Genomic DNA, 22,148 nt, shown 5'->3' with positions numbered 1-22,148 from the left:
TGGGAATGATTCCATGAGCGGCGAAAGGGCTTTTTGCTATCTTCAGTAAAGAAACAAATGAACATTGTACATTCACAATACGTCTTATTTTTAGAACAGATGTCACTCAAGGCTTGATGGAAGAAGCGATTTGCCCGTCTTCATTATGGATAATAGCCCGAATGTTCTGTTTTTCACTCTTTTCTTTGGCAGCATCCACAGCCTCGGCTTTGGTTCGGAACGTAGCCAGAGATTTGGATTGGCCTTCTTCTTTGATCGCCCAGCCAGAGTCTGTAGGAACGACATGAATATTATCATGGCTTTTGGATGAAGAGACAGGCTCGGAATGTCGGCGTGGAGATGAAGATTTTCCATGCTGCGATTTGCTATCAGCTGAAGAGTGTTTGGAGTTCTGTTTGGAATTCTCTGACTTGGGATGATTCTCATCCCACTCTTCTGCCTTTGCAGTAGCAATTGCGATGGAGCGTCCTTCCTCATAACCGTCATCCAGCAGTGCATTGGCAATTTCGATGGCCTTATTTCTGACACGAGGCTCCAGATTTTTCATGGAAACGGGATAGTCCTGTTTATTCCACGGCATATTGATTCCCTCCTGTACAATACAAGTTAGTTGTATATTACCCCATACGGAGATGGATAAACGTTTGTTTAGATGAGCCCAATGGATTTACCGTGGCTTCGTACAAGCTTGCATAGTGGATTATTGATTCACCTTTCTATACTTTTATATGGACGAGGAGTATAATGCTTCCATAGTGAAAATTGGATTCAAGGCACATATATATAAAGATAAGGAGATTACATATGTTTAGTTTGAGTCTGGCGATTCCCATGTTATTTACGATGTTGATTCATGCGGCAGATAGCCTGTCTTATGCTCTGCGCCTGGGGGGATTGCGTACTCGCAGAATAGCGCTGGCTTTATCCCTGTCTGGTATTCTGTTGCTGGTGTCGCGTACCTCCAATATGGCACAAGGGCCGATGGTAGGCAATTTGGTGGACACAGCGACAAGTGGAGGGAATCCACACTTTGCAGCACAACTGCACTGGCTTATGGGCGCGGCTACTGTAGGGACGGCTCTAGCCATTTTATGTTTCCCCACCATGGTTAAGCTCGCTTCACGCATGGTTGTTCATTTTGAAGCGGCAGGCTCCATCCCGTCGATGGTTCGAGGTATGCTCAAACGTAGCAAGATCAAAAACGCGACATATTACATTACCCCTCCATCATGGAAAATGGCAAAATTGTTAGTCCACAACGGAATGCCGAGACGTCTAATGACGATGAATATAGCGGTGACAGCCATCTATACGACTGGAGTTCTGTCCAGTCTTTACGCTGCGTATCTTTATCCAGGACAGGCTGTAGCTGCTTCGCAATCTACCGGACTCATTAACGGTGTAGCAACGATTCTGCTAACCATCCTCATTGATCCTCGTATCTCGTTGCTCAGCGACAAGTCACTGCGCGGTGAAATCCGGCTGAATCGGATGAATCAGATTTATGGCTGCATGCTTGTATCCCGTTTGTTTGGCACATTGTTGGCTCAGTTTTTATTAATCCCATTTGCTTACTGGATCGGTTGGATAGTGGGGACGATGTAACGATTCTGGTTTGGGGGAACAGTTACAAGGGATGGAGGAAAGCGGTTTGACCAATAGGGAGTTGGAAGGGGGGATTATTTTAACGGAAGATACGTCCCATGAAGGGAGACGGAGTACATCATTCACATTGACGGGAAAATATGGCTGTGTTACTATTAGACTGAATAGTCGGTTTATTTTGGAGGGGTGATATTCCATCGAAGTCAAACGAAGAAAAGATGTTGCTCAGATCAAGAAAGACATAGCGCGTAATACCAAAGAACTGTTTGCCCAAAAGGGATATGGGGCCACCTCGATGGAGGACATATGTACAATTAATAATCGGAGTAAAGGTAGTATATATTATCATTTCAAAAGCAAAGAAGAGCTTTTTATGTATCTGATTAAGCTTAATAATGAAGATTGGATGGATGCCTGGCTGGATAAAGAAGCCCAATATGAGACAGCCATAGATAAATTATATGGTCTTGCCGATCATTACGTCGATGATTTGGAGAATCCGCTTAATCATGCCATTAACGAGTTCGTCTCGGGTCAAGTTGTCAGTCAGGCGATGCTTGACGAGATGCTCTCCCTAATCCGAATTCCCTATGCAACCTATGAGCGCATTATTTCAAAAGGGATTGAAGACGGGGAGTTGAAATCGGGAAATCCGCAGGACCTTATGTATATTGTCAACGGCCTGTTTAGTGGGTTGAGTACATTGTATTATGAGAAGGATGTGGCCGATATTCGACGTATTTACCACATGGGCATGACCAGTCTGCTGACAGGAATTCAACAACGTTAACCAAGAAAAGCTGATGTAAAGTCAGTTTCTTTTTGGATATTAATAAACCGGACAGTCGGTTTAAAAAGGGGATGAAGAATGGGCACTTTATTCAGAAATAAAGCTTTTCTTATCGTTACAGGGTCGGATCTGCTGCAAAACCTGGCCATATAGATACGGAATATGGCGATCCTCTACTATATTATGAATCAGACACAGGGCAGTCCAATCGCAGTTTCCCTCATTACCGTGCTTGAGTATGCCCCTATTTTTGTATTCTCGATTATTGGTGTTCTGTCTTCCGGGTATTGGCAGATTCTCTATGTTGCCACGTTAGCCTCCTCAATTGTTAGTCAATTTTCCCAGCCATCGTCTCTGAAGATTGTGAAAAGAAATATAAAAGGAGAGCAAGTACAATCTGCTATTGCCATAACACAGAGTGCCCAATCCCTATTTTTGATTATTGGACCAATCGTTGGCACTTTTATATATACCGTGATGGGAATTATGGCTTCCATGTATGTGCTGCTCATGTTGTTTGTCTTCTCTGCCATACTCCTTACATTTTTGCCGAAGGATTCCTCCAAGCGGGAAGCAGAAACTTCATTACTGGCCGAAATGAAAGAGGGGTGGGAATATGTAGGTCGATCCCGTTCATTAAAAATGCTTGGCCTGGTATTTTTCTGTGTGGGGCTGTCTGCAGGACTTATCAATCCCCTTGGAATATTCCTGATTACCGAGCGATTGGGACTGGAGCAGACATTCTTGCAGTTTCTATCAGGTGCATCCGGGCTGGGCTTGCTGATTGGTGGGGGAATCGCTGCTGCTGTCAGTGGCAAACTGAATCATACAACGGTCTTGCTGGCAGGAGTGGTGTGTCTTGCTGTAACCACGATGGGTGAAATATTATCAAACCAGTTCTGGCTAACACTCGGGATGGGTTTTCTGGGTTCTATCAGTTTGGCTTTTATCAACATCGTCATTTCCACGTACATGGTTACCCGGATTGATGAACACTTGATTGGGAGAGTGAATGGCACCATTACACCCTTATTCATTGGGGCGATGCTGCTTGGCTCTTCTATGGCAGGCGTGATCATGAATCAGACTTCGTTATTTATCGTTTATATTATCTCAGCTTCGATCATGATCCTGAGTATTGTTCCGGGCATGAGAATTCAGTTTCAAGACGAACAGATCGCGGCTATCAACGGCAATTCGTCAAAGGAGGACGTATGCACCTAAGTCTGGAGTGTAGTGAAAGTTTATCATGGCACTAAGTAGTTTGAATGAATCCGAAATTTTGTCTGTGACACATCTATTCCAAAAAAGAGCAGCGGGATGATTCATCCCGCTGCTCTTGGCTGTATTGTAGGATTAATGACTTATTCAAACAGTACTTTGTATTCGCCATAACCTTCTTTTTCCAGATCCTCTTTGGCTACAAAACGCAGGGCAGCGGAATTGATGCAATAACGCATTCCACCCGCTTCGGCAGGGCCGTCGTTGAACAGGTGACCCAGATGGGAATCGCCTTCACGACTTCTCACTTCAGTACGAATCATGAAGTGGCTAAGATCGGTTTTTTCCTTAACATTATAGTCACGAAGTGGACGGGTGAAGCTCGGCCAGCCGCAGCCGGAATCGTATTTGTCGGTGGAACTGAACAATGGCTCACCGGACACGATATCCACATAGATTCCGTCACCGTGGTGATCCCAGAACTCGTTATGGAACGCTGGTTCGGTTGCGTTGTTCTGGGTAACTTCGTATTGCAGCGGCGTCAGACGCTCTTTCAGGCCCTCTTTATCCACTTTGCCGGACCAGTTACGTTCGATAAAGTCTTCACGTCCAGAGCCTTTACGATACCGTTTGTAATGAGCAGGGTTTTTGTGATGGTAACCTTGGTGATGCTCCTCTGCTTCATAGAACGTTTTCGCTGGCAAAATCGGTGTGAAAATGGGTTTGTCAAAACGTCCGCTTTCTGCCAAAGCTGCTTTGGAAGCTTCTGCGATCTGGCGTTGTTCTTCACTGTGATAGAAGATGGCCGTCTGATAAGATGAACCGCGGTCATGGAATTGTCCACCCGTATCTGTTGGGTCGATCTGCTGCCAGAACAATTCAACGAGCTTCTCATATGGGAAGATGGCCGGGTCGAACGTAATTTGAACAGCCTCTACATGACCTGTCGTTTCCGAGCAGACCTCCTCATATGTTGGGTTCTCCGTATGTCCTCCTGTATAACCCGATACAATCTTATGAATACCGGGTAGTTCCTCGAAGGGGGACACCATACACCAGAAGCACCCGCCTGCAAAAGTAGCTTTTTCACTTGAATGTTGTTCCATGCTATATTCACTCCATTTCTGATGAAGATCCAGCGCTCGTGCTCGAGCTGTCGCTCCGCTTGTTTTGGACAGCCGTCCAAAGCCAAAAGTCGCTCCATTTCGATCACTCACTCCAGCAATCTACCGTTGTATTTAAATTTGTTAACACAAGAATTTGTTTTACTCTTCTATTATATCCCGAATTGGCAAGCCAACCAAGCAGGATCGTAAAGAGGATGAATCTGAACTGTTTTAGACTATTCAGACATTAGACTTTTTTACGAGAGCGCAAGCGAAACAAGATCAATATTATCGTCATGAATACCAGATAACCGGCAAGGATGATCAGACTAAACCAGATTGATGATTCTGCCTGTGCACCCGCGTAGGCAAAAACAAAAATCGCAGGCAGTTTGCCAATCGCCGTTGCAACCATGAACACCCAGAATGGGGTGTAGGTAATGCCGGCATAGATATTAACCGCCATTTGGGGCACGATGGGCAGTAGTCGCATAGACATGATACCCATGAAGGGATGAGCCTCCATCCATGTTGTAAATCGATTCAAACCCCGAATGCGTTCGAGATAGGATCTGGCCTGATTTCGGAATATCGTTCTTGCTCCGGTGTATACCAGCAGTGCAGCAAATGTGGTCCCAAGCCAGCATATCCAAGCTGCTGTTGCAGTACCGTAACTGTAGCCAAAGGCAATGATGACAATTTTATACGGAATTACGGGTACAAGAGCAAACAACGTCGCCATGGCGAGTAAAAGTGGGATGGACTGATGCAGATCGGTCCAGGCCAGCAGTTCATATCTGTAAATAAACGTGACTCCGGCAAGTAAAACATATAGGAGGAGCCATAACCATTTTCGCAAAATCCCAAACGCTCCTTTCAGACTAGGAAGGACTTATTGTATCCCAATCCGCATTACACTCTCTCTAAAGTTTACCACGTTCAACCAAAGGATGGACAATTCGCCCCGCATAAGCTGTAATCACTGGCAAGTTATCGCCTGAAGGGTTACACTATAGGACGTGGAAATATAGAATTCATCTGAAGGTGGAATGAACATCATGGAAACAAAAAAGCGAACCCGTGCTGCGATCATCGGACTCGGGGATATTGCACGTAAAGTATATTTGCCGCTGTTGACTGCCCACTCGAACGTGGAAATTACGGGGATTATGAATCGTTCTCCCGAGCCGGTGAAGGAAATACAGCATACCTATAGATTAAACAATGGAACAACGGATATGAAAGAATTGTTGTCCTGGGATCTGGATGCGGTGTTTGTACATACAGCGACAGAAGCCCATTTTGACATCGTTATGCAATGTTTGGAGCGCGGGCTGGCGGTATACGTGGACAAACCGTTGTCCTATACGTTACGGGAATCGGAAGAAATGACCGCTTTTGCGGAAGCGCAAGGTCTGCTGCTGGCGGTAGGTTTTAACCGGAGATTTGCACCGTTGTATCAAAAGGCGAAGGAATGGATGAAGGCTGGACAAGGCTTTGAATCCCTGACAGTCACCAAGCATCGGACAGGTATTCAGGATCGCCCCGCTGCAGAAACCATCTATGATGATCTGATTCATATCCTTGACCTGATGTTATGGTATTCGGATCACAATGTGCAGCTGCTGCATCAGTGGATACGTAAAAATGATCTGGACCAACTGTTGCATGCGGCTGGATCAGCCAAGCTGGGCAGAACGGCATTTGGCAGATTCGATATGGTACGCCAAGCAGGAGCGGATCTGGAGAAGCTTGAGCTGTATGGCGGTGGAAGATCGGTAGAAGTGCTGAACATGGAAATAGCGAAGTATGAGGAACGCGGCGCCCAGGAGTGCAAGGAAACCTTTGGCAGCTGGGAAAGCATTTTGACCCGAAGAGGATTCACGGGAGCGATTGATCAATTTTTGGCAAATCTTGAAACCCCGGATGACTGTGCCATCAGTGCGAGTCACGTCATGGACAGTCATGAGCTTGCCGAACAGCTTATCCGCGGTTAATCTTTCAGAAGGTCATGCAGGAGGGTGAATGGAACCCTTCCGCACCAATGATTCATTAAACGATATATGGAGGAATAATATCATGGATGAATACGAAAAGGAACGCAGTAAACAGATTGAGGAAGCTGTAATTGAAACTTATAAACAGGAAGAAGAAATGATGATCCTGGTGTTTGCCCAGTGGTGCGTAAACCATGGTCTGGACCCGGAAGACATGTACCGGCAAGCCTACCCGGATCAACTAAGCAACGAGCGTTTGCAGCAAGTGCTGAAGCTGGTTGTGTCCAAGGAGGAAGCCGGTGACATTCCGGATGATACGGTACTGGGGGTCTTGTCCATGTTCGGCAATGAAGATCTCGCTATGGTTGTGTCCGAGGCGATTGCCGCTCGCAAATAAGTTTCAGCTACGTATAATGCGTATTAATGAATCAATTACATCTGTTCCCGGTGAATGACCCTGAATTCTTTGGGAGACATGCCGAACCGGGAACGGAATACCCGGTGGAAGTACGTATAGTTATTAAAGCCGGAAGATTCGGCTACATGTTCGAGTGTCATGGGACTAAAAATGATTCGTTCCCTGGCCATGTTCAGCCGCACATCCAGTGTATATTGCATGATACTTTTGCCAAATGCTTCTTTGAAGAGGTGGACTCCCCGTGAAACACTGATTCCAATATGGGTAGCTATATCCTCAAGCTTGAATAGTGAAGAAGCATTTTCCTCGATGTAACTTTTAATCTCATAGGCCACATAGTTGGTATTGGTAATCGTCGGATGCTCCGAGAGCAAACGATCCACTTCTAGACAAAGAATACGCATATAATAACTGGCAATTTCAGGGTACGGATTGGAAATACGGCGCTGCTCCAGTACGAGCTGTCGAAACAGGGTAAGAAGGCTTTCGGTAAGCTGAACCTTGATCCGGTTCGGCCGCTTGTGATGTTTCCACCACTCATCTACCCAGTCCCCGTTGAAGAAAATATGATAGTCACCACTTTCCACAAGTCGTTCACCCATTGGATTTTGTTCTTTGTCTATTCTCAGTTCATATGGCTCATCTGGACTAAACAAAAGCAGATCCCCCGCATCAACAAGCGACATCTCGCCGTCTACACGGGCTCGGCAGCGTCCGTCCGTCTGGAGCCTCATCAGGTAATTCTTTACTCCCTCAGGGTGCAAGCCTATATAAGGTTTGCGATGAAACGAAAAGCCTGCTGTAAGAACCTGGCAGGAATAATCAGTCGGCATTGGCATACTCCTTGCAATTTGAAAATTATGACCAGATAGTTCATGTTTCGATCATATTATTCATTTTAATTGAAGCCGAAACGGAATACCATAGTATTAAATTCAAGTGTAACAATTAAGTGCAAAACCATGAATAACTAACAAGAAAAGTTACAGGTTCTCACCATTCATAAGGAGATGAACATCACTGTGGAGAAAATGAAAGCAGGCATTATTGGATGCGGTAACATTAGCGCCATTTATTTGGAAAATTTAAAAGATAATCCCCTCATTGAAGTGGTGGCTGTAGCGGATCTGATCCGTGAACGAGCACAAGAACGAGCTGATGAATTCAATATCGCAAACGTTTACAATGTAGATGAGTTGCTGCAAGATAACGAGATTGAGCTTGTGTTGAACCTCACCGTTCCTGGCAGTCATGCCATGACGGATCTGGCTGTGCTTGAGGCAGGCAAACATGTGTATGCCGAGAAACCGTTGGCAATCTCTCTTGAGGATGGTCGCAAGGTAATTGAACTCGCTGAGGAAAAAGGATTGTATGTCGGTTCAGCACCGGATACATTTCTTGGATCAGGCATTCAGACTGCTCGCAAGGCTATTGAAGAAGGACTGATCGGCAAACCGATTGCGGCAACGTCATTCTTCATGGGTGGAGGGCCGGAGGCTTGGCATCCAAATCCGGAGTTCTTTTATGTCGCTGGTGGCGGACCGATGTTCGATATGGGGCCTTACTATTTGACAGCGCTGATCACCCTCCTTGGACCGATTCGCAGAATCAGTTCCTCAGCAGGTGTACAGATCACAGATCGTGTTATTGGTTCCGGGCCGAAGGAAGGTACACCTCTTGAGGTACAGACGCCAACACATCTGGCAGGAACGATTGATTTTGAGGAAGGTGCCATTGCAACCATGATCACCAGCTTCGATATCCGGGGTGCTTCGGATCTGCCACGGATTGAAATCTACGGTACCGAAGGTACGATGAGCATACCGGATCCCAACTTTTTTAACGGGGAAGTGAAGCTCCGCAGATTCGGTCAGGACACATGGGAGACTGTGACGCCTGCTTTTGAAAGCAGACAGAACGAGCGCGGAATCGGCGTAACCGAAATGGTTGAATCCATTCGAGCCGGACGCGAACACAAGGCTAGTGGCAAGCTCGCCTACCATGTGCTTGAAGCTATGCATGCGTTCCAGCGCTCCTCGCTTGAGGGCAAACATATTCAATTGGAGAGTACTTATCAAGCAGCAGCAGAAAACAATACAGATGAGAATCAGTCAGAGGCTGTACAGTCACACTAATTGATTTCGGATGAGGTGAACCAGTAAATGTTGAAGGTTGGATTACAGCTATATACGGTACGTGATGAACTGGAGCGCGATTTCAAAGGTACACTCGCCAAGGTTGCAGAGCTTGGATATCAAGGTGTTGAGTTCCATAACTTTTACGGGCATAGCCCTGAAGAAGTAAGGGCCATTCTGGATGAATTCGGTCTGGAGATCGTTGGTACCCATGTTCAGTACAATAGTCTGCTTGAGGATCTTGATGGCGTGATTGCATATCACAAAGCCATCGGAAACAAAAACCTGATTGTCCCTTACCTGTCGGAGGAACAACGGCAATGGGAAAACGTATTTGCTTCCTTGAATGAGATTGGTGAGAAATGTGCAGCACAGGACATGGTGTTGATGTATCACAATCATGATTTTGAATTTACGGAGCAGGTTGAGGGTCAGCCGGCGTTATACGCGATGTATGATACCGTAAACGCTTCCCTTCTGAAAGTGGAGCTGGATTCGTGTTGGGCTCACGCCGCGGGATACCCGCCAACGGAAGTCATCGCGAAGTATGCAGGACGTCTGCCACTGGTCCACTGGAAAGACATGCGCCGTTCAGAAGGTCAAGTCCTGACAGTGGAATTTGGCCAAGGTGAGGTAGATCTGGGGGCTGTAGCTTCAGCGTCAGACCAGGCCGGGGCCGAGTGGCTTATTGTGGAACAGGATGTATGTCAGAATCCTCCACTTCAAAGCATCGAGAGCAGTATGAACTGGATTAGAAAATATGCCGCTAATGGAGGACTTGTTCATGTCTAAAGTACTTAATATCGCCATCGTGGGTTGTGGCGGAATCGCCAAAGGTAAACATATGCCAAGCCTGTCCAAACAATCTCAAGGTCGCATGGTCGCTTTCTGTGACATTGTGAAAGAGCGTGCGGAGGAAGCAGCAGCAGAATTTGGTGCTGAAGGAGCCAAAGTATATACGGATTATAACGAGATGCTGAAGGATGAAAGCATTGATGTAGTACACGTGTGTACACCAAACGACTCTCATTCCGTCATCACGGTCGCTTCTCTTGAGGCGGGCAAACATGTCATGTGTGAAAAGCCAATGGCGAAGACGTCTGCACAAGCGCAGGCTATGCTGGAAGCTGCACAACGTACAGGTAAAAAGCTGTCTATTGCGTATCAAAACCGTTTCCGCAATGACAGTCAATACCTGAAACAAATGTGCGAAGAAGGCGAACTGGGCGATATTTATTTTGGGAAGGCGATTGCACTGCGCCGCCGAGCTGTCCCTACCTGGGGTGTGTTTCTTGACGAGGAGAAGCAAGGCGGAGGACCGTTGATTGATATCGGCACACATGCGCTGGACCTTACTCTTTGGCTGATGGATAACTATAAGCCGAAGAGTGTCATGGGATCAACGTTCCACAAGCTGGGTCAACGTGAGAATGCGGCCAACGCTTTTGGTCCGTGGGACCCGGAACAATTCAAGGTAGAGGATTCTGCATTTGGGTTTGTGACGATGGAGAATGGTGCCACGATCATTATCGAATCCAGCTGGGCATTGAATGTAGCTGAGTTCGGTGAAGCGAAATCACTGCTCTGCGGAACAGAAGGTGGCGCTGATATGCAGGATGGTCTGCGTATCAATGGCGAGAAACGCAGCCGTTTGTATGAAACCAAGGTGGATCTGAACGCTGGCGGGGTTGCTTTTTATTCCGGCAGTGCAGAAAATGAAGCAGATCGTGAAGCCAGAATGTGGCTTGAAGCGATTATTGAAGACAAGGATCCGGTTGTAAAACCAGAGCAAGCCATTGTGGTTACTCAGATTCTTGAAGCGATTTACGAGTCTGCACAGACAGGCAAAGCGGTTTATTTCAACTAAACCGACAGGTTGCCATTTCCAATGAAATAACCAGTATTCTTACGTTTAATTTCAGGATAGAATAGCTCTTGATTTTCCACAATAATGATACAATCCTGTGATCTGAACGGTATACTTATATGCAGTACCATTTTTCACAAAACCAGCAATTAATTTGATATCTAATCTAGGGAGGAATCGCACTTGAAACTCGGCGTATTTTTGGTATTATTCGGAGGACGTAAATTGGAAGATGCACTTGACTATGTTGCATCCAAAGGCTTGAAAGCAGTAGAAATCGGAACTGGTGGACATCCAGGAAATGCGCATTGCAAGCCGGATGAGCTTCTGAGCAACCCGACAGCATTGAAAAACTTCAAAAATGCAGTAGAATCCCGTGGTCTGACCATCAGCGCATTGAGCTGTCACGGTAACCCGCTTCATCCACAAAAGGATATTGCGAAGGGATTCCACGATGATTTTGTTAAGACGGTAGAACTGGCTGAGAAGCTGGAAGTGCCTGTTGTAAACACATTCTCAGGCTGTCCGGGAGACCATGAGGATGCTAAATATCCGAACTGGCCTGTTGCACCATGGCCGAATGATTTCCAGGAAGTTCTCAAATGGCAGTGGGAAAACAAAGTTATGCCTTATTGGACAGAATGGGGCAAGTTCGCTGCAGATCACAATGTAAAAGTGGGACTGGAACTGCACGGTGGATTCTCGGTGCATACACCAGCTACCTTGCTGAGACTGCGTGAAGCAGCAGGCGAAGTGATCGGTGCCAACCTGGACCCAAGTCACATGTGGTGGCAAGGAATTGATCCGGTACAAGCGATTCACATTCTGGGACGTGAGGGCGCGATTCATCACTTCCATGCGAAAGATACAACAATTGATCCAATTAACGTGAACAAATATGGTGTAACTGATATGCAGGATTATACAAACATGCTTGATCGTGCATGGCAATTCCGCTCGGTCGGTTATGGTCACGATAACAAGACTTGGGCTGATATTATTAGTGCTCTGCGTCTGGTTGGATATGATTATGTCGTAAGTATTGAACACGAAGATGGTCTGATGTCGGTAGAAGAAGGATTCTCTAAAGCTGTGCAAAATCTCCAACAAGTATTGATTGAAGAGCCGCTGGGAGATATGTGGTGGGTTTAGAGTTACACTAGGGGGAAATTGATTATGATTAACGTCACCATTTGGAATGAATTTGTCCATGAGAAAATTCACGACGAAGTAAGGGAAGTCTATCCAGACGGTTTGCACATGGCATTGGCAAACGGTCTGGGAGGCGAAGGCTTTGCCATTCGCACGGCAACACTGGATCAGCCTGAGCATGGATTAAGTGATGAAGTGCTGAATTCTACAGATGTGCTTATATGGTGGGGACATATGGCGCATGATCGTGTTAGTGACGAGATTTCACAAAAGGTTGCACAGCGGGTCCTGGATGGTATGGGGATGATCGTGCTGCATTCCGGTCACTTCTCCAAGCCATTCAAGGCGCTGATGGGCACAAGTTGTGATCTGAAATGGCGTGAAGCCAATGAGCAGGAGATTATCTGGTGTGTTAATCCATCCCATCCGATTGCCGAGGGTATCAATAGCAAGATTATTCTGGACAGAGAAGAAATGTACGGGGAATTCTTCGATATTCCAGTGCCGGATGAGCTGGTGTTTGTAAGCAACTTCCAGGGCGGAGAGGTATTCCGGAGCGGATGTACGTTCCTCCGCGGTTCAGGAAAAATCTTTTATTTCCGTCCAGGTCATGAAACATACCCGACCTTTTATAATCCGGAAATTTTAAAAGTGATCAGCAATGGCGTAAAATGGGCATATCCTGCTCGCAACGTTAAGCCGGAATTTGGCTTCAGCGAACCTGTAAGACCACTTGGTAACGTGCTGGTTTAAGCTGCAAATTGACTGTATTAACGCATAAAATAAACGATATACCAAAGAACCCTTCTCCAAGTCATGTATGACTGAGGCAGCAGGGTTTTTTTGGTTAATAAAAGGAACTTTTTGGGTAAGATAGCTACATGGGAGTTAGACGATATTTTCCCATGGTTCCGCTGTCCTATGTGATGTATACTGATTGTATCATCGAAGTTGATTTTTGCCTTTAAAATTCTAACTTTTTAGCGGCAGACGTTTTCTTTGTGACTTAAATATGTTATTATGAAATATACTAACTAAACGTAAGTTGAGTGATCTCTAAAGAGGTGATTAATGTGGAAGGCCAAGATCTGCGGATGTGTCCGCGCTTTGAGACGGCGTTTTCTTTTCTCGGTAAGCGCTGGAACGGTCTAATTATTCAAACATTGATGAGTGGTTCGAAGCGATTCAAGGATATTTCCAACCTGATTCCATCGATGAGTGATAAGATGCTGTCAGAACGGATGAAGGACCTGGAGAGCGAAGGCATTCTGATCCGCCATGTCTATCCGGAGACGCCAGTTCGTATTGAATATGAACTGACAGAGAAAGGCAAGGCGCTGCAGCCCGTTATGAATCAAATTCAAGACTGGGCGGAGCAGTGGGTTGATTAGTAAAACATCAAGAAGTTCAAACTAAACGAACTGATGGGATAAAGGCTCTTGATTTCCAGTGGAAATCAGGAGTTTTTGTCTTAAGGGTTCTGCACATGTTGTCGCGAGTTGTAGTATAATTGTAAATAAAATGGCCGCAGGCGGCCGGAGCGAGGAGGCCACTTGTCATGAGAGAAGAAAGCTTATCCCGTGAAGTACGCTACGGCAAACAAGATATAGCAGAGCTTGAGAGCGCATCCATCCAGGTTCATCTGATCTACAAAAAAGCTGCGGAGCTATTTAATCGAACCGTATATTCCCCGTCGGTGAAGGATGATGCTGCGGGAGAGAAGACTCATTCCACCAATAGCAATGGTCAGGTTATGGCTCCGGCGGTACTGCAAAAATGGATTCAGACCACAAGAGGCTGGAAATGTATTGGATGTGAACTGAGAAAACCCGATTCTATTGGGGGTCAGGCCAAAGCAACCTTTCATGAAGAACACATGTATCTGAATGTGGGCGAAGGCCGTTTGATTCAAGCGGAAATGCTGCTCCAGGCGATTGTATGGTCACAGTATGAGAAGATTCGCATGTTCGCGCCCTGGCTGGGTGATGACACCTTCTACACGGTACAGGAGCTGGATGTGATTGCTCGTTACATTGTACCTACCTATTTCTCTGAACGCCCGCTGCATGAGCAGGGCAAGGTATCCAAGGTGCATCATTCATCTGGTCAAATTCCGCTCTATCAAGAATACGTGGATGCACCATCTTTATGTGTACAGGTGGATGGTGAACTACTTGAAGGGCGTTTGCTGACAGGCGTTTATGTGTCGGAGGAACAGTTCTTTGGGCTCAACCCGTATCTGAAGGATGGAGACGGGGGCCGTACCTACATGCAGGCTTGTGTCCAGTAACGATTTACTCAGAAGACATTATGATATTCCGGATCAAGGGGCCTGCTTGCAGGCTCTTTGTGTTGTATCAACCAGTTATGGACGCTAATGGATGAAAAGTAACGGCATTGACACTTTTTTTGCATGAATTTTGTGCCATAATAAAGGTTATGGATAACAGGGTGAATGATTTTACGCAGGGTGGTGTTCCTACATGAAGAAGAGAATCCCCGGTTACATAGGTATATGTCTGCTTATTCTGGTTATATTAGCCGGGTGTAGCGAGACACAGCCTTCCGAACAGCCAATCGTTAAGGAGACCGAATCGCAGAATACGATTACTGTGGCAGTAGATGGCAGTACTTTTTTGCCTGACGCAACGAAGTCCATTAAGAGAGATTTCAGTGAAGGTCTGACGCTCAAGAAAGCACTGCTGAACAGTGGACTTGTCGATTTTACGGCAGATGGCAAGCGGATCCAATCTGTTGGGGAAGTTTCGCTGGATTCCTCACTTATCTGGGCGGTCAAACTGAATGGCAAGGATATTGACCCGGAAAATTGGGACATGGAGCTTCATGTCAAAGATGAAGTGATCATATATGTAAAAGCCGCTGACAGTGGGGGGGACGATGTTGCTTACCAGACAACATTACTCAAGGTGAGCGGTGGAAATATTATGCCAAATCTCAATCGTCAATATGCCGGGGTGTATGTTCAGGAATGTACTGTGCGTGATGTATTGAAGTCCAGTGGGATTGTAAGAATGTCGGAGAACAACAAATTCGTCGTTTCTGTTGAAAATGTAATTCCCCGGATGAACCAACGCTGGATGATCATGGTGAATGACAAGGAACTGATGGAAAACGGTTTGGACATGAAGTTGAATCCACGTGATGCAGTAAAGCTTGAGCTGACTACTGTATCCTGAGCATAATATAAGCCCAATCTTCTTTGAGAGAAGATGGGCTTTTTATATTGGTTTGAATGCAGGACCGTTACAGAAAGGGAAAACGTCAGATTCGGCAAATCTCGTTGGGACACAATTCACAGTGACAGATGCCCTGAAGCATGTGCAGATCCTTGATGACAATCATGCCGTTATCGTATTCAATGGCGTCTTTTTTGCGCAGGTCGCTTAACATGCGGTTGACACTTTCACGGGTTGCTCCAATCATATTGGACAGATCTGTGTGCGTTATTTTTTTATGAATGATGACATGTTCTCCGTGAGGCTCGCCATAAGAATTGGACAATCGAATCAGCGTGGAGCAGAGTGCGCCCGGTTTGCCATACAACATCAGATCACGGAATTTGGTCTGGGTCAAACGGTGATGGATGCCCATCCATTTCATAAAGTCGATGGCAAAGTCACAATGCTGGCAGATCAGCATTTCCAAGTCTTTGTGCTCCAGTACACCAATCTCACTATCCTCCAGCACTTCTGCAGAAAAGCTGTGTTTCGAGCCAAAGAACGGGTCAGCCTGACCAATCATATCACCAGATTGATACATGTACATGATCAGTTCCTTGCCTTCATCCGTGGATTTGGTGATCTGGGCACGGCCCCGTTTCATATAATAAAGTTTGTCAGAGACATCCCCTTCCCAGTACAGATGGGTTCCTTCCGGATAGGTTCTGTCTTTCATTGTTACGAGCAGATGATTGAAATTTACGTCCGAGAAACAGGTGGTATTTCCGCGTTTTTCCAGTACACTCAGTTGTTCTCTCATAAGTCTATCTCCCCTTTGTGTCCATCGGACGGCCTTCTGCAGCTGGACTGGCCCCCGAGGTTCGCCGCAAACTGTTGCCGTCCTGTTCAGGCACTATCTCGGGCTGGGAAGGACGGTACAAATTGCGGTGGTTCAATTTTTAAGTTCAGTATATACCTAATCTTGCCGTTTGAGGGGCATGGAAAGGGGGCAAAAATGGCGAAATTTCAAACATTGTGATTAAATTCACTTTATAAAGGGGAGGATGAATAGTACAGCCCTATAGTTTAAATAGGAAGTGAAAATGACCCGATGAGGGACACTAAAAAACTTAAATTAAATTTGTTATACTTTGTGAAAAAAATCACATAATTAACTCTTTCCCCATGATACGATGTGAATGTAAAGAAGAGAGACAAACCAATACGAACCTTTAGGAGGATGAGGGAGATGGCTGTAAAGAACGAAGTCGCCCCAGTAAAAGAACCGACAGCAGGTCAGTATATTCAAACGTTAATTGACAAAGCGAATAAAGCACATGCAGCATTCATGTCCATGGATCAGAAACAGATTGACCGTATCGTGCAAGCGATGGCGCTGGCAGGTCTGGACAAACATATGATGCTCGCCAAGATGGCCGTGGAAGAAACAGGCCGGGGTGTGTATGAGGATAAAATCACGAAAAATATATTTGCAACAGAATATGTGTATCATAGCATCAAATATGACAAAACCGTAGGGGTTATTGAAGATAACGAATACGAAAGCTTTCAGAAAATTGCGGAGCCAGTTGGCATCATCATGGGGATTACCCCGGTAACGAATCCGACATCCACCACGATGTTCAAAGCACTAATTTCCATCAAAACGCGTAACCCGATCATCTTCGGTTTCCACCCATCTGCACAGAACTGTAGCCGGGAAGCTGCCAAAATTCTGCGAGATGCTGCAGTGAAGCATGGTGCTCCAGCGGATTGTATCCAGTGGATTGATGATCCTTCCATGGATCGTACAAACGCGCTGATGAATCATAACGATGTGGCGCTCATTCTGGCAACAGGCGGATCAGGCATGGTACGGGCGGCATACAGCTGTGGTAAACCGGCACTGGGCGTAGGACCAGGTAACGTACCTTGCTTTATTGAGAAAAGCGCAGATATCAATCAAGCGGTAACGGATCTGATTTTGTCCAAATCGTTCGATAACGGCATGATCTGTGCTTCCGAGCAAGCAGTCATCATCGAAGAACCGATCTTCGACCAGGTGAAAAAGAAAATGATCGCGAACGGCTGTTACTTCGTCAACAAGGATGAGGCAGCGAAACTGACTGCAGGTGCGATTAACGCTGAGAAATGTGCGGTGAACCCAGCAATTGTAGGTCAATCAGCAGTCAGCATTGCACAAATGTGCGGTATTGAAGTTCCAGCTGGCACCAAAATTCTCGTAGCAGAGATTGAAGGGGTAGGCACGAAGTTCCCATTGTCGGCTGAAAAATTAAGCCCGGTACTGGCTTGTTACAAAGTAAAAACGGCATCTGAAGGGATTGAGCGTGCAGCAGAAGTGGTTGCTTTTGGCGGCATGGGTCACTCCTCGGTTATTCATTCGACGAACGAAGAAGTCATTGGCAAATTCGCAGATCGCCTGCAAACCGGACGGATTATCGTAAACTCACCTTCCACACACGGCGCTATCGGTGACATCTACAACACCAACATGCCGTCACTGACACTGGGCTGCGGATCGTATGGCCGGAACTCGACTTCTTCCAACGTGACCGCTGTGAACTTAATCAACGTGAAAAGGGTGGCTCGCCGTACCGTGAATATGCAGTGGTTCAAAGTACCAAACAAAGTCTATTTCGAAAAAGGAGCAACACAGTACCTTGCCAAAATGCCGGACATCACACGTGTAGCCATTATTACGGATGCGATGATGGTCAAACTCGGTTATGTGGAAAAAGTAGAGCACTATCTGCGTCAACGTCAAATGCCGGTAGCCATTGAAGTGTTCTCTGATGTCGAACCCGATCCATCGACGACAACGGTAGACCGCGGTACGGAAATGATGCGCCGCTTCCAGCCAGACTGCATTATCGCACTCGGCGGGGGATCACCGATGGATGCTGCCAAAGCGATGTGGCTGTTCTATGAATATCCGGACACAGACTTCAACGACTTGAAACAAAAATTCATGGATATCCGCAAACGTATCTACAAATATCCACGTCTCGGTGTAAAAGCAAAATTTGTCGCTATTCCAACAACATCGGGTACCGGATCTGAAGTCACATCGTTCGCGGTTATTACAGATAAAAATCAAGGCAATACCAAATATCCACTGGCAGACTACGAGCTGACACCGGACGTAGCGATCGTAGACCCGGAATTTGTATACTCCCTGCCTAAAACCGCTGTTGCGGACACGGGTATGGACGTATTGACTCACGCCATCGAAGCATATGTATCGGTTATGGCGAATGATTACACGGATGGACTCGCGATCAAAGCGATCCAACTGGTATTCCAATACCTGGAGCAATCGGCGTTGCAAGGTGACAAACTGGCTCGTGAGAAAATGCATAATGCTTCGACGATTGCCGGTATGGCTTTTGCCAACGCGTTCCTGGGCATTAACCACAGCTTGGCACATAAATGGGGCGGTCAGTACCATACAGCCCATGGACGTACCAATGCGATTCTGATGCCGCACGTCATTCGCTACAATGCGAAAAAACCGACGAAGTTTGCATCGTTCCCGAAATATTCGCACTTTGTGGCAGATGAGCGTTATGCCGAAATTGCCCGCATTCTGGGATTGCCTGCACGTACGACAGAAGAAGGGGTAACCAGTCTCATCAATGCCATTCGCAAACTGAACAAAACATTGGGTATTGAAGAGTCGTTCCAGGAAATCGGATTCGATGCCAAAGACTTTGAGGCACATGTCGATTATCTGGCAGACCGCGCATTCGAGGACCAATGTACAACAGCCAATCCAAAACTGCCGCTGGTGACTGAACTGGCAGACGTGTACCGCAACGCATTCTACGGCAAGTTTGAATAACCACCAATGTAAAAGCAGGCTTTAGGCAAATATAGTCAGGGTTCCCCGTAAGGGGAGCCCCGATTGCCGTCTTTCCTATAAAAAAAGGTATAACGGAATCCGTGATGTTCCTTTTTGAACCAGGTATTCACACGATAACGGAGAGGGCAGAAAAAACTGAAGAAGCGAAGCGTTCGCCTTTATCCCCGGATTTTCACCTTTGAAAAAGTGAATCAAAAAAATCCGGGGGTAACAGCGATCGGAAGTTGTTCTGCCCGCGCAGTGGCTAAGTGTGAATATCGCAGGGTTCAATGTGGACACAGCATAGGTGAAGTGAGGATGGTCACAAACTTTGTGATAAAAATCACAGATGTTGAAAGAGCGAAGACGTATACTGAAAATGTAAGAAAAACATTCATCCGCGGTTCCGGTTCCCAAGTAGAGAGAACATGTTCCGGCTCATATGTGAAATTTATCACATTAATCGCGGCTCTGGGCACAGATGAGACGAGTGAAGCATCCTGTCATGTGTCCGGAAATCCAAATTTGTGGAGGGATTACTATGTCGGTGATCGAAAAAGATGTCAAACAACAAACAGGCTGGAGAAACTTTACCAAAGGAACATGGACGAAAACCGTAGATGTGAATGATTTTCTGCTACACAACTTATCTCCTTACTATGGCGACGAAGCATTTCTTGAAGGTGCAACTCAGAATACAAAAGAGTTATGGGATATCGTATCCGATCTGACCAAAAAAGAGCGCGATAACGGCGGGGTACTCGATGTTGACGTAAATACGCCAGCGACGATTGTTTCTCACCAACCAGGTTATCTGGATAAATCCAAAGAGCAGATTGTTGGTGTTCAAACGGATGCTCCATTCAAACGTTCCATTCAGCCATTCGGTGGCATCCGCATGATGATTGATGCTTGTGAAGCATATGGTTTTGAAATGCCTCAAGGCGTCATTGATATATTTACAAACATTCGCAAAACACATAACCAGGGCGTATTTGATGCTTATACATCCGAAATGCGCGCAGCACGCAAAGCAGGGATTATTACCGGTCTGCCGGATGCTTACGGCCGTGGCCGGATCATCGGTGACTATCGCCGGGTGGCTCTCTATGGCGTGGACTTCCTGATTCGGAATAAAAAAGGCGAACTGAATGCACTTGAAGTCGACGTGATTGATGAAGATGTCATTCGCCTGCGCGAAGAACTCTCCGAACAGATTCGTGCATTGCAAGAGTTGAAACAACTGGGTGAAATGCACGGTTTCGATATTTCCTTGCCAGCCACAACCGCGAAAGAAGCGTTCCAATGGCTCTACTTCGGTTACTTGGCTGCGATCAAAGAGCAAAATGGTGCGGCAATGTCCCTCGGACGTGTCTCCTCGTTCCTTGATATCTACATTGAACGTGATTTGCAAGAAGGTTTGCTCACTGAGAAACAGGCCCAGGAATTGGTTGACCATTTTGTAATGAAACTGCGTATTGTCAAATTCCTGCGTACGCCGGATTATAACGAATTGTTCAGTGGAGACCCAACTTGGGTAACTGAATCTATTGGTGGTATGTCGGTAAACGGGGAAACACGTGTTACCAAAAACAGCTTCCGTTTCCTGCATACTCTGAACAACCTTGGTCCTGCACCGGAACCGAACCTGACGGTACTCTGGTCTACCAAGCTTCCAGAAGCGTTCAAACAATACTGTACCAAAGTTTCCATCGAAACGAGCTCCATTCAGTATGAAAATGATGATCTGATGCGTCCAATCTACGGAGACGATTACGGTATTGCATGCTGCGTATCGGCGATGAAGATCGGGAAACAAATGCAGTTCTTTGGCGCTCGTGCCAACCTGGCCAAAGCATTGCTGTATGCAATCAACGGTGGTCGTGACGAGAAATCGGGAGCACAAGTTGGACCTGAATATCCGGCAATTACAAGCGAAGTACTGGATTATAATGAGGTTATGAAACGTTTCAAACCGATGATGGAATGGCTTGCCAAACTATATATGAACTCACTCAACGTCATTCACTACATGCATGACAAATACAGCTACGAGCGTATCGAAATGGCCCTGCATGACCGTGACATCGTTCGTACGATGGCTTGCGGTATTGCCGGTCTCTCGGTTGCAGCAGACTCCCTGAGTGCAATCAAGTATGCCAAAGTCAAACCGATCCGCAACGAACAAGGCATCGCAATTGATTTTGAAATTGAAGGTGACTTCCCTTGTTACGGTAACAATGAAGACAGTGTCGACAGCATCGCGGTTGAACTGGTGGAAAGCTTCATGGGCATGATTCGCAAGCACAAAGCATATCGTAATGCGATTCCAACTCAATCCGTATTGACCATCACATCCAACGTAGTGTACGGCAAGAAAACAGGTACAACACCTGATGGCCGTAAAGCAGGCGAACCGTTTGCACCTGGGGCGAACCCAATGCATGGTCGGGATAAAAAAGGTGCACTGGCGTCCCTGGGCTCCGTAGCCAAACTGCCATATGAACACAGCCTTGACGGAATTTCTAATACATTCTCCATCGTGCCGAAAGCACTCGGAAAAGAATCAGACACACGCAAAGCCAATCTGGTAGCCATGATGGACGGTTATTTTGGCCAAGGGGCACACCATTTGAACGTGAACGTATTTGATCGTCAGCAGTTGATTGACGCGATGGATCACCCGGAAAACTATCCGCAGCTAACTGTACGGGTATCCGGTTACGCAGTTAACTTCATCAAACTGACACGTGAGCAGCAACTCGATGTCATTAACCGGACCTTCCACGGTTCGATGTAACTACGGTGTAACTCAA

Annotated in this window: 20 protein-coding genes; 15 read left to right on the top strand and 5 right to left on the bottom strand. The window is 46.3% G+C overall.

The genetic code is table 11. The features are described 5' to 3' along the window. Positions 1–106: 106 nt before the first annotated feature. Positions 107–580 carry a DUF2188 domain-containing protein gene (locus tag MHB49_RS23460; RefSeq protein ID WP_405153200.1) on the bottom strand — a complete coding sequence of 158 codons (474 nt, stop codon included), beginning with the start codon at positions 578–580 and terminating at the stop codon, positions 107–109. A gap of 224 nt (positions 581–804) precedes the next feature. On the opposite strand from MHB49_RS23460, the gene MHB49_RS23455 reads away from it, so the two are divergent. The 3 genes from MHB49_RS23455 (at position 805) to MHB49_RS23445 (ending at position 3,619) form a co-directional block, all read left to right on the top strand. Further along, positions 805–1,605: a lipid II flippase Amj family protein gene (locus tag MHB49_RS23455; RefSeq protein ID WP_405153199.1), complete on the top strand. Its 801-nt coding sequence runs from the start codon at positions 805–807 to the stop codon at positions 1,603–1,605. A gap of 196 nt (positions 1,606–1,801) precedes the next feature. Beyond that, positions 1,802–2,395 carry a TetR family transcriptional regulator C-terminal domain-containing protein gene (locus MHB49_RS23450; RefSeq protein ID WP_405157224.1) on the top strand — a complete coding sequence of 198 codons (594 nt, stop codon included), beginning with the start codon at positions 1,802–1,804 and terminating at the stop codon, positions 2,393–2,395. Positions 2,396–2,578: 183 nt separating this feature from the next. Then, positions 2,579–3,619 carry an MFS transporter gene (locus tag MHB49_RS23445; protein WP_405153198.1) on the top strand — a complete coding sequence of 347 codons (1,041 nt, stop codon included), beginning with the start codon at positions 2,579–2,581 and terminating at the stop codon, positions 3,617–3,619. A 140-nt stretch (positions 3,620–3,759) separates the two neighbouring features. Here the strand turns inward: MHB49_RS23445 and msrA are convergent, their stop codons facing one another. Together msrA and MHB49_RS23435 are read right to left on the bottom strand one after the other, a co-directional pair. After that, positions 3,760–4,722 (bottom strand): peptide-methionine (S)-S-oxide reductase MsrA, encoded by a 963-nt coding sequence (gene msrA, locus MHB49_RS23440; RefSeq protein ID WP_405157223.1) that lies wholly within the window; start codon positions 4,720–4,722, stop codon positions 3,760–3,762. Positions 4,723–4,969: 247 nt separating this feature from the next. Then, a complete protein-coding gene (locus MHB49_RS23435) occupies positions 4,970–5,581 on the bottom strand; it encodes a TVP38/TMEM64 family protein (RefSeq protein WP_405153197.1) in 612 nt (203 codons plus the stop codon). 199 nt (positions 5,582–5,780) lie between these two features. Here MHB49_RS23435 and MHB49_RS23430 point away from each other — a divergent pair, with 199 nt between their 5' ends. Then, the gene (locus MHB49_RS23430) at positions 5,781–6,719 is read left to right on the top strand and encodes a Gfo/Idh/MocA family protein (RefSeq protein ID WP_405153196.1); all 939 of its coding nucleotides are present in this window, start codon (positions 5,781–5,783) and stop codon (positions 6,717–6,719) included. An 82-nt stretch (positions 6,720–6,801) separates the two neighbouring features. Further along, the gene (locus MHB49_RS23425; protein WP_405153195.1) at positions 6,802–7,116 is read left to right on the top strand and encodes a hypothetical protein; all 315 of its coding nucleotides are present in this window, start codon (positions 6,802–6,804) and stop codon (positions 7,114–7,116) included. 35 nt (positions 7,117–7,151) lie between these two features. On the opposite strand, the gene MHB49_RS23420 is transcribed toward MHB49_RS23425, so the two are convergent. After that, positions 7,152–7,970, bottom strand: a complete 819-nt coding sequence (locus MHB49_RS23420) for an AraC family transcriptional regulator (RefSeq protein WP_405153194.1) — start codon at positions 7,968–7,970, stop codon at positions 7,152–7,154. Between the two features lie 189 nt (positions 7,971–8,159). On the opposite strand from MHB49_RS23420, the gene MHB49_RS23415 reads away from it, so the two are divergent. From MHB49_RS23415 to MHB49_RS23380, 8 genes are all read left to right on the top strand, one after another. Continuing rightward, a complete protein-coding gene (locus MHB49_RS23415) occupies positions 8,160–9,272 on the top strand; it encodes a Gfo/Idh/MocA family protein (RefSeq protein WP_247898364.1) in 1,113 nt (370 codons plus the stop codon). 27 nt (positions 9,273–9,299) lie between these two features. Further along, the gene (locus tag MHB49_RS23410; RefSeq protein WP_405153193.1) at positions 9,300–10,064 is read left to right on the top strand and encodes a sugar phosphate isomerase/epimerase family protein; all 765 of its coding nucleotides are present in this window, start codon (positions 9,300–9,302) and stop codon (positions 10,062–10,064) included. After that, a complete protein-coding gene (locus MHB49_RS23405; protein WP_405153192.1) occupies positions 10,057–11,139 on the top strand; it encodes a Gfo/Idh/MocA family protein in 1,083 nt (360 codons plus the stop codon). Before MHB49_RS23410 ends, MHB49_RS23405 begins: the two co-directional genes overlap by 8 nt. A 183-nt stretch (positions 11,140–11,322) precedes the next feature. Further along, a complete protein-coding gene (locus tag MHB49_RS23400) occupies positions 11,323–12,291 on the top strand; it encodes a sugar phosphate isomerase/epimerase family protein (RefSeq protein ID WP_405153191.1) in 969 nt (322 codons plus the stop codon). Positions 12,292–12,315: 24 nt separating this feature from the next. Further along, positions 12,316–13,044, top strand: a complete 729-nt coding sequence (locus MHB49_RS23395; RefSeq protein ID WP_405153190.1) for a ThuA domain-containing protein — start codon at positions 12,316–12,318, stop codon at positions 13,042–13,044. A gap of 341 nt (positions 13,045–13,385) precedes the next feature. After that, positions 13,386–13,682 (top strand): helix-turn-helix domain-containing protein, encoded by a 297-nt coding sequence (locus MHB49_RS23390; RefSeq protein ID WP_148565210.1) that lies wholly within the window; start codon positions 13,386–13,388, stop codon positions 13,680–13,682. Between the two features lie 167 nt (positions 13,683–13,849). Further along, positions 13,850–14,581, top strand: a complete 732-nt coding sequence (locus MHB49_RS23385; protein ID WP_405153189.1) for a hypothetical protein — start codon at positions 13,850–13,852, stop codon at positions 14,579–14,581. Positions 14,582–14,774: 193 nt separating this feature from the next. Next, positions 14,775–15,488, top strand: coding sequence for a hypothetical protein (locus tag MHB49_RS23380; RefSeq protein WP_247898358.1), 714 nt, complete (start codon positions 14,775–14,777; stop codon positions 15,486–15,488). Between the two features lie 85 nt (positions 15,489–15,573). On the opposite strand, the gene MHB49_RS23375 is transcribed toward MHB49_RS23380, so the two are convergent. Then, the gene (locus MHB49_RS23375; protein WP_247898357.1) at positions 15,574–16,290 is read right to left on the bottom strand and encodes a Crp/Fnr family transcriptional regulator; all 717 of its coding nucleotides are present in this window, start codon (positions 16,288–16,290) and stop codon (positions 15,574–15,576) included. A 429-nt stretch (positions 16,291–16,719) separates the two neighbouring features. On the opposite strand from MHB49_RS23375, the gene adhE reads away from it, so the two are divergent. Together adhE and pflB are read left to right on the top strand one after the other, a co-directional pair. Next, the gene (adhE, locus tag MHB49_RS23370) at positions 16,720–19,332 is read left to right on the top strand and encodes a bifunctional acetaldehyde-CoA/alcohol dehydrogenase (protein WP_405153188.1); all 2,613 of its coding nucleotides are present in this window, start codon (positions 16,720–16,722) and stop codon (positions 19,330–19,332) included. A gap of 541 nt (positions 19,333–19,873) precedes the next feature. Beyond that, on the top strand, positions 19,874–22,132 hold the full coding sequence (gene pflB, locus MHB49_RS23365) for a formate C-acetyltransferase (RefSeq protein WP_405153187.1): 2,259 nt from the start codon (positions 19,874–19,876) through the stop codon (positions 22,130–22,132). Positions 22,133–22,148 lie beyond the last annotated feature (16 nt).

It is taken from the genome of Paenibacillus sp. FSL K6-0108 (assembly GCF_045040695.1).
GTDB lineage: Bacteria > Bacillota > Bacilli > Paenibacillales > Paenibacillaceae > Paenibacillus > Paenibacillus pabuli_B.
This window is presented reverse-complemented; position numbering and strand designations above follow the sequence as displayed.

Coding starts and splice junctions, on each gene's coding strand:
- MHB49_RS23460 (WP_405153200.1), bottom strand. CDS start 580: ATGCCGTGGAATAAACAGGACTATCCCGTTTCCATGAAAAATCTGGAG.
- MHB49_RS23455 (WP_405153199.1), top strand. CDS start 805: ATGTTTAGTTTGAGTCTGGCGATTCCCATGTTATTTACGATGTTGATT.
- MHB49_RS23445 (WP_405153198.1), top strand. CDS start 2,579: ATGAATCAGACACAGGGCAGTCCAATCGCAGTTTCCCTCATTACCGTG.
- msrA (WP_405157223.1), bottom strand. CDS start 4,722: ATGGAACAACATTCAAGTGAAAAAGCTACTTTTGCAGGCGGGTGCTTC.
- MHB49_RS23430 (WP_405153196.1), top strand. CDS start 5,781: ATGGAAACAAAAAAGCGAACCCGTGCTGCGATCATCGGACTCGGGGAT.
- MHB49_RS23425 (WP_405153195.1), top strand. CDS start 6,802: ATGGATGAATACGAAAAGGAACGCAGTAAACAGATTGAGGAAGCTGTA.
- MHB49_RS23420 (WP_405153194.1), bottom strand. CDS start 7,970: ATGCCGACTGATTATTCCTGCCAGGTTCTTACAGCAGGCTTTTCGTTT.
- MHB49_RS23410 (WP_405153193.1), top strand. CDS start 9,300: ATGTTGAAGGTTGGATTACAGCTATATACGGTACGTGATGAACTGGAG.
- MHB49_RS23405 (WP_405153192.1), top strand. CDS start 10,057: ATGTCTAAAGTACTTAATATCGCCATCGTGGGTTGTGGCGGAATCGCC.
- MHB49_RS23395 (WP_405153190.1), top strand. CDS start 12,316: ATGATTAACGTCACCATTTGGAATGAATTTGTCCATGAGAAAATTCAC.
- MHB49_RS23390 (WP_148565210.1), top strand. CDS start 13,386: ATGTGTCCGCGCTTTGAGACGGCGTTTTCTTTTCTCGGTAAGCGCTGG.
- MHB49_RS23385 (WP_405153189.1), top strand. CDS start 13,850: ATGAGAGAAGAAAGCTTATCCCGTGAAGTACGCTACGGCAAACAAGAT.
- MHB49_RS23380 (WP_247898358.1), top strand. CDS start 14,775: ATGAAGAAGAGAATCCCCGGTTACATAGGTATATGTCTGCTTATTCTG.
- MHB49_RS23375 (WP_247898357.1), bottom strand. CDS start 16,290: ATGAGAGAACAACTGAGTGTACTGGAAAAACGCGGAAATACCACCTGT.
- adhE (WP_405153188.1), top strand. CDS start 16,720: ATGGCTGTAAAGAACGAAGTCGCCCCAGTAAAAGAACCGACAGCAGGT.
- pflB (WP_405153187.1), top strand. CDS start 19,874: ATGTCGGTGATCGAAAAAGATGTCAAACAACAAACAGGCTGGAGAAAC.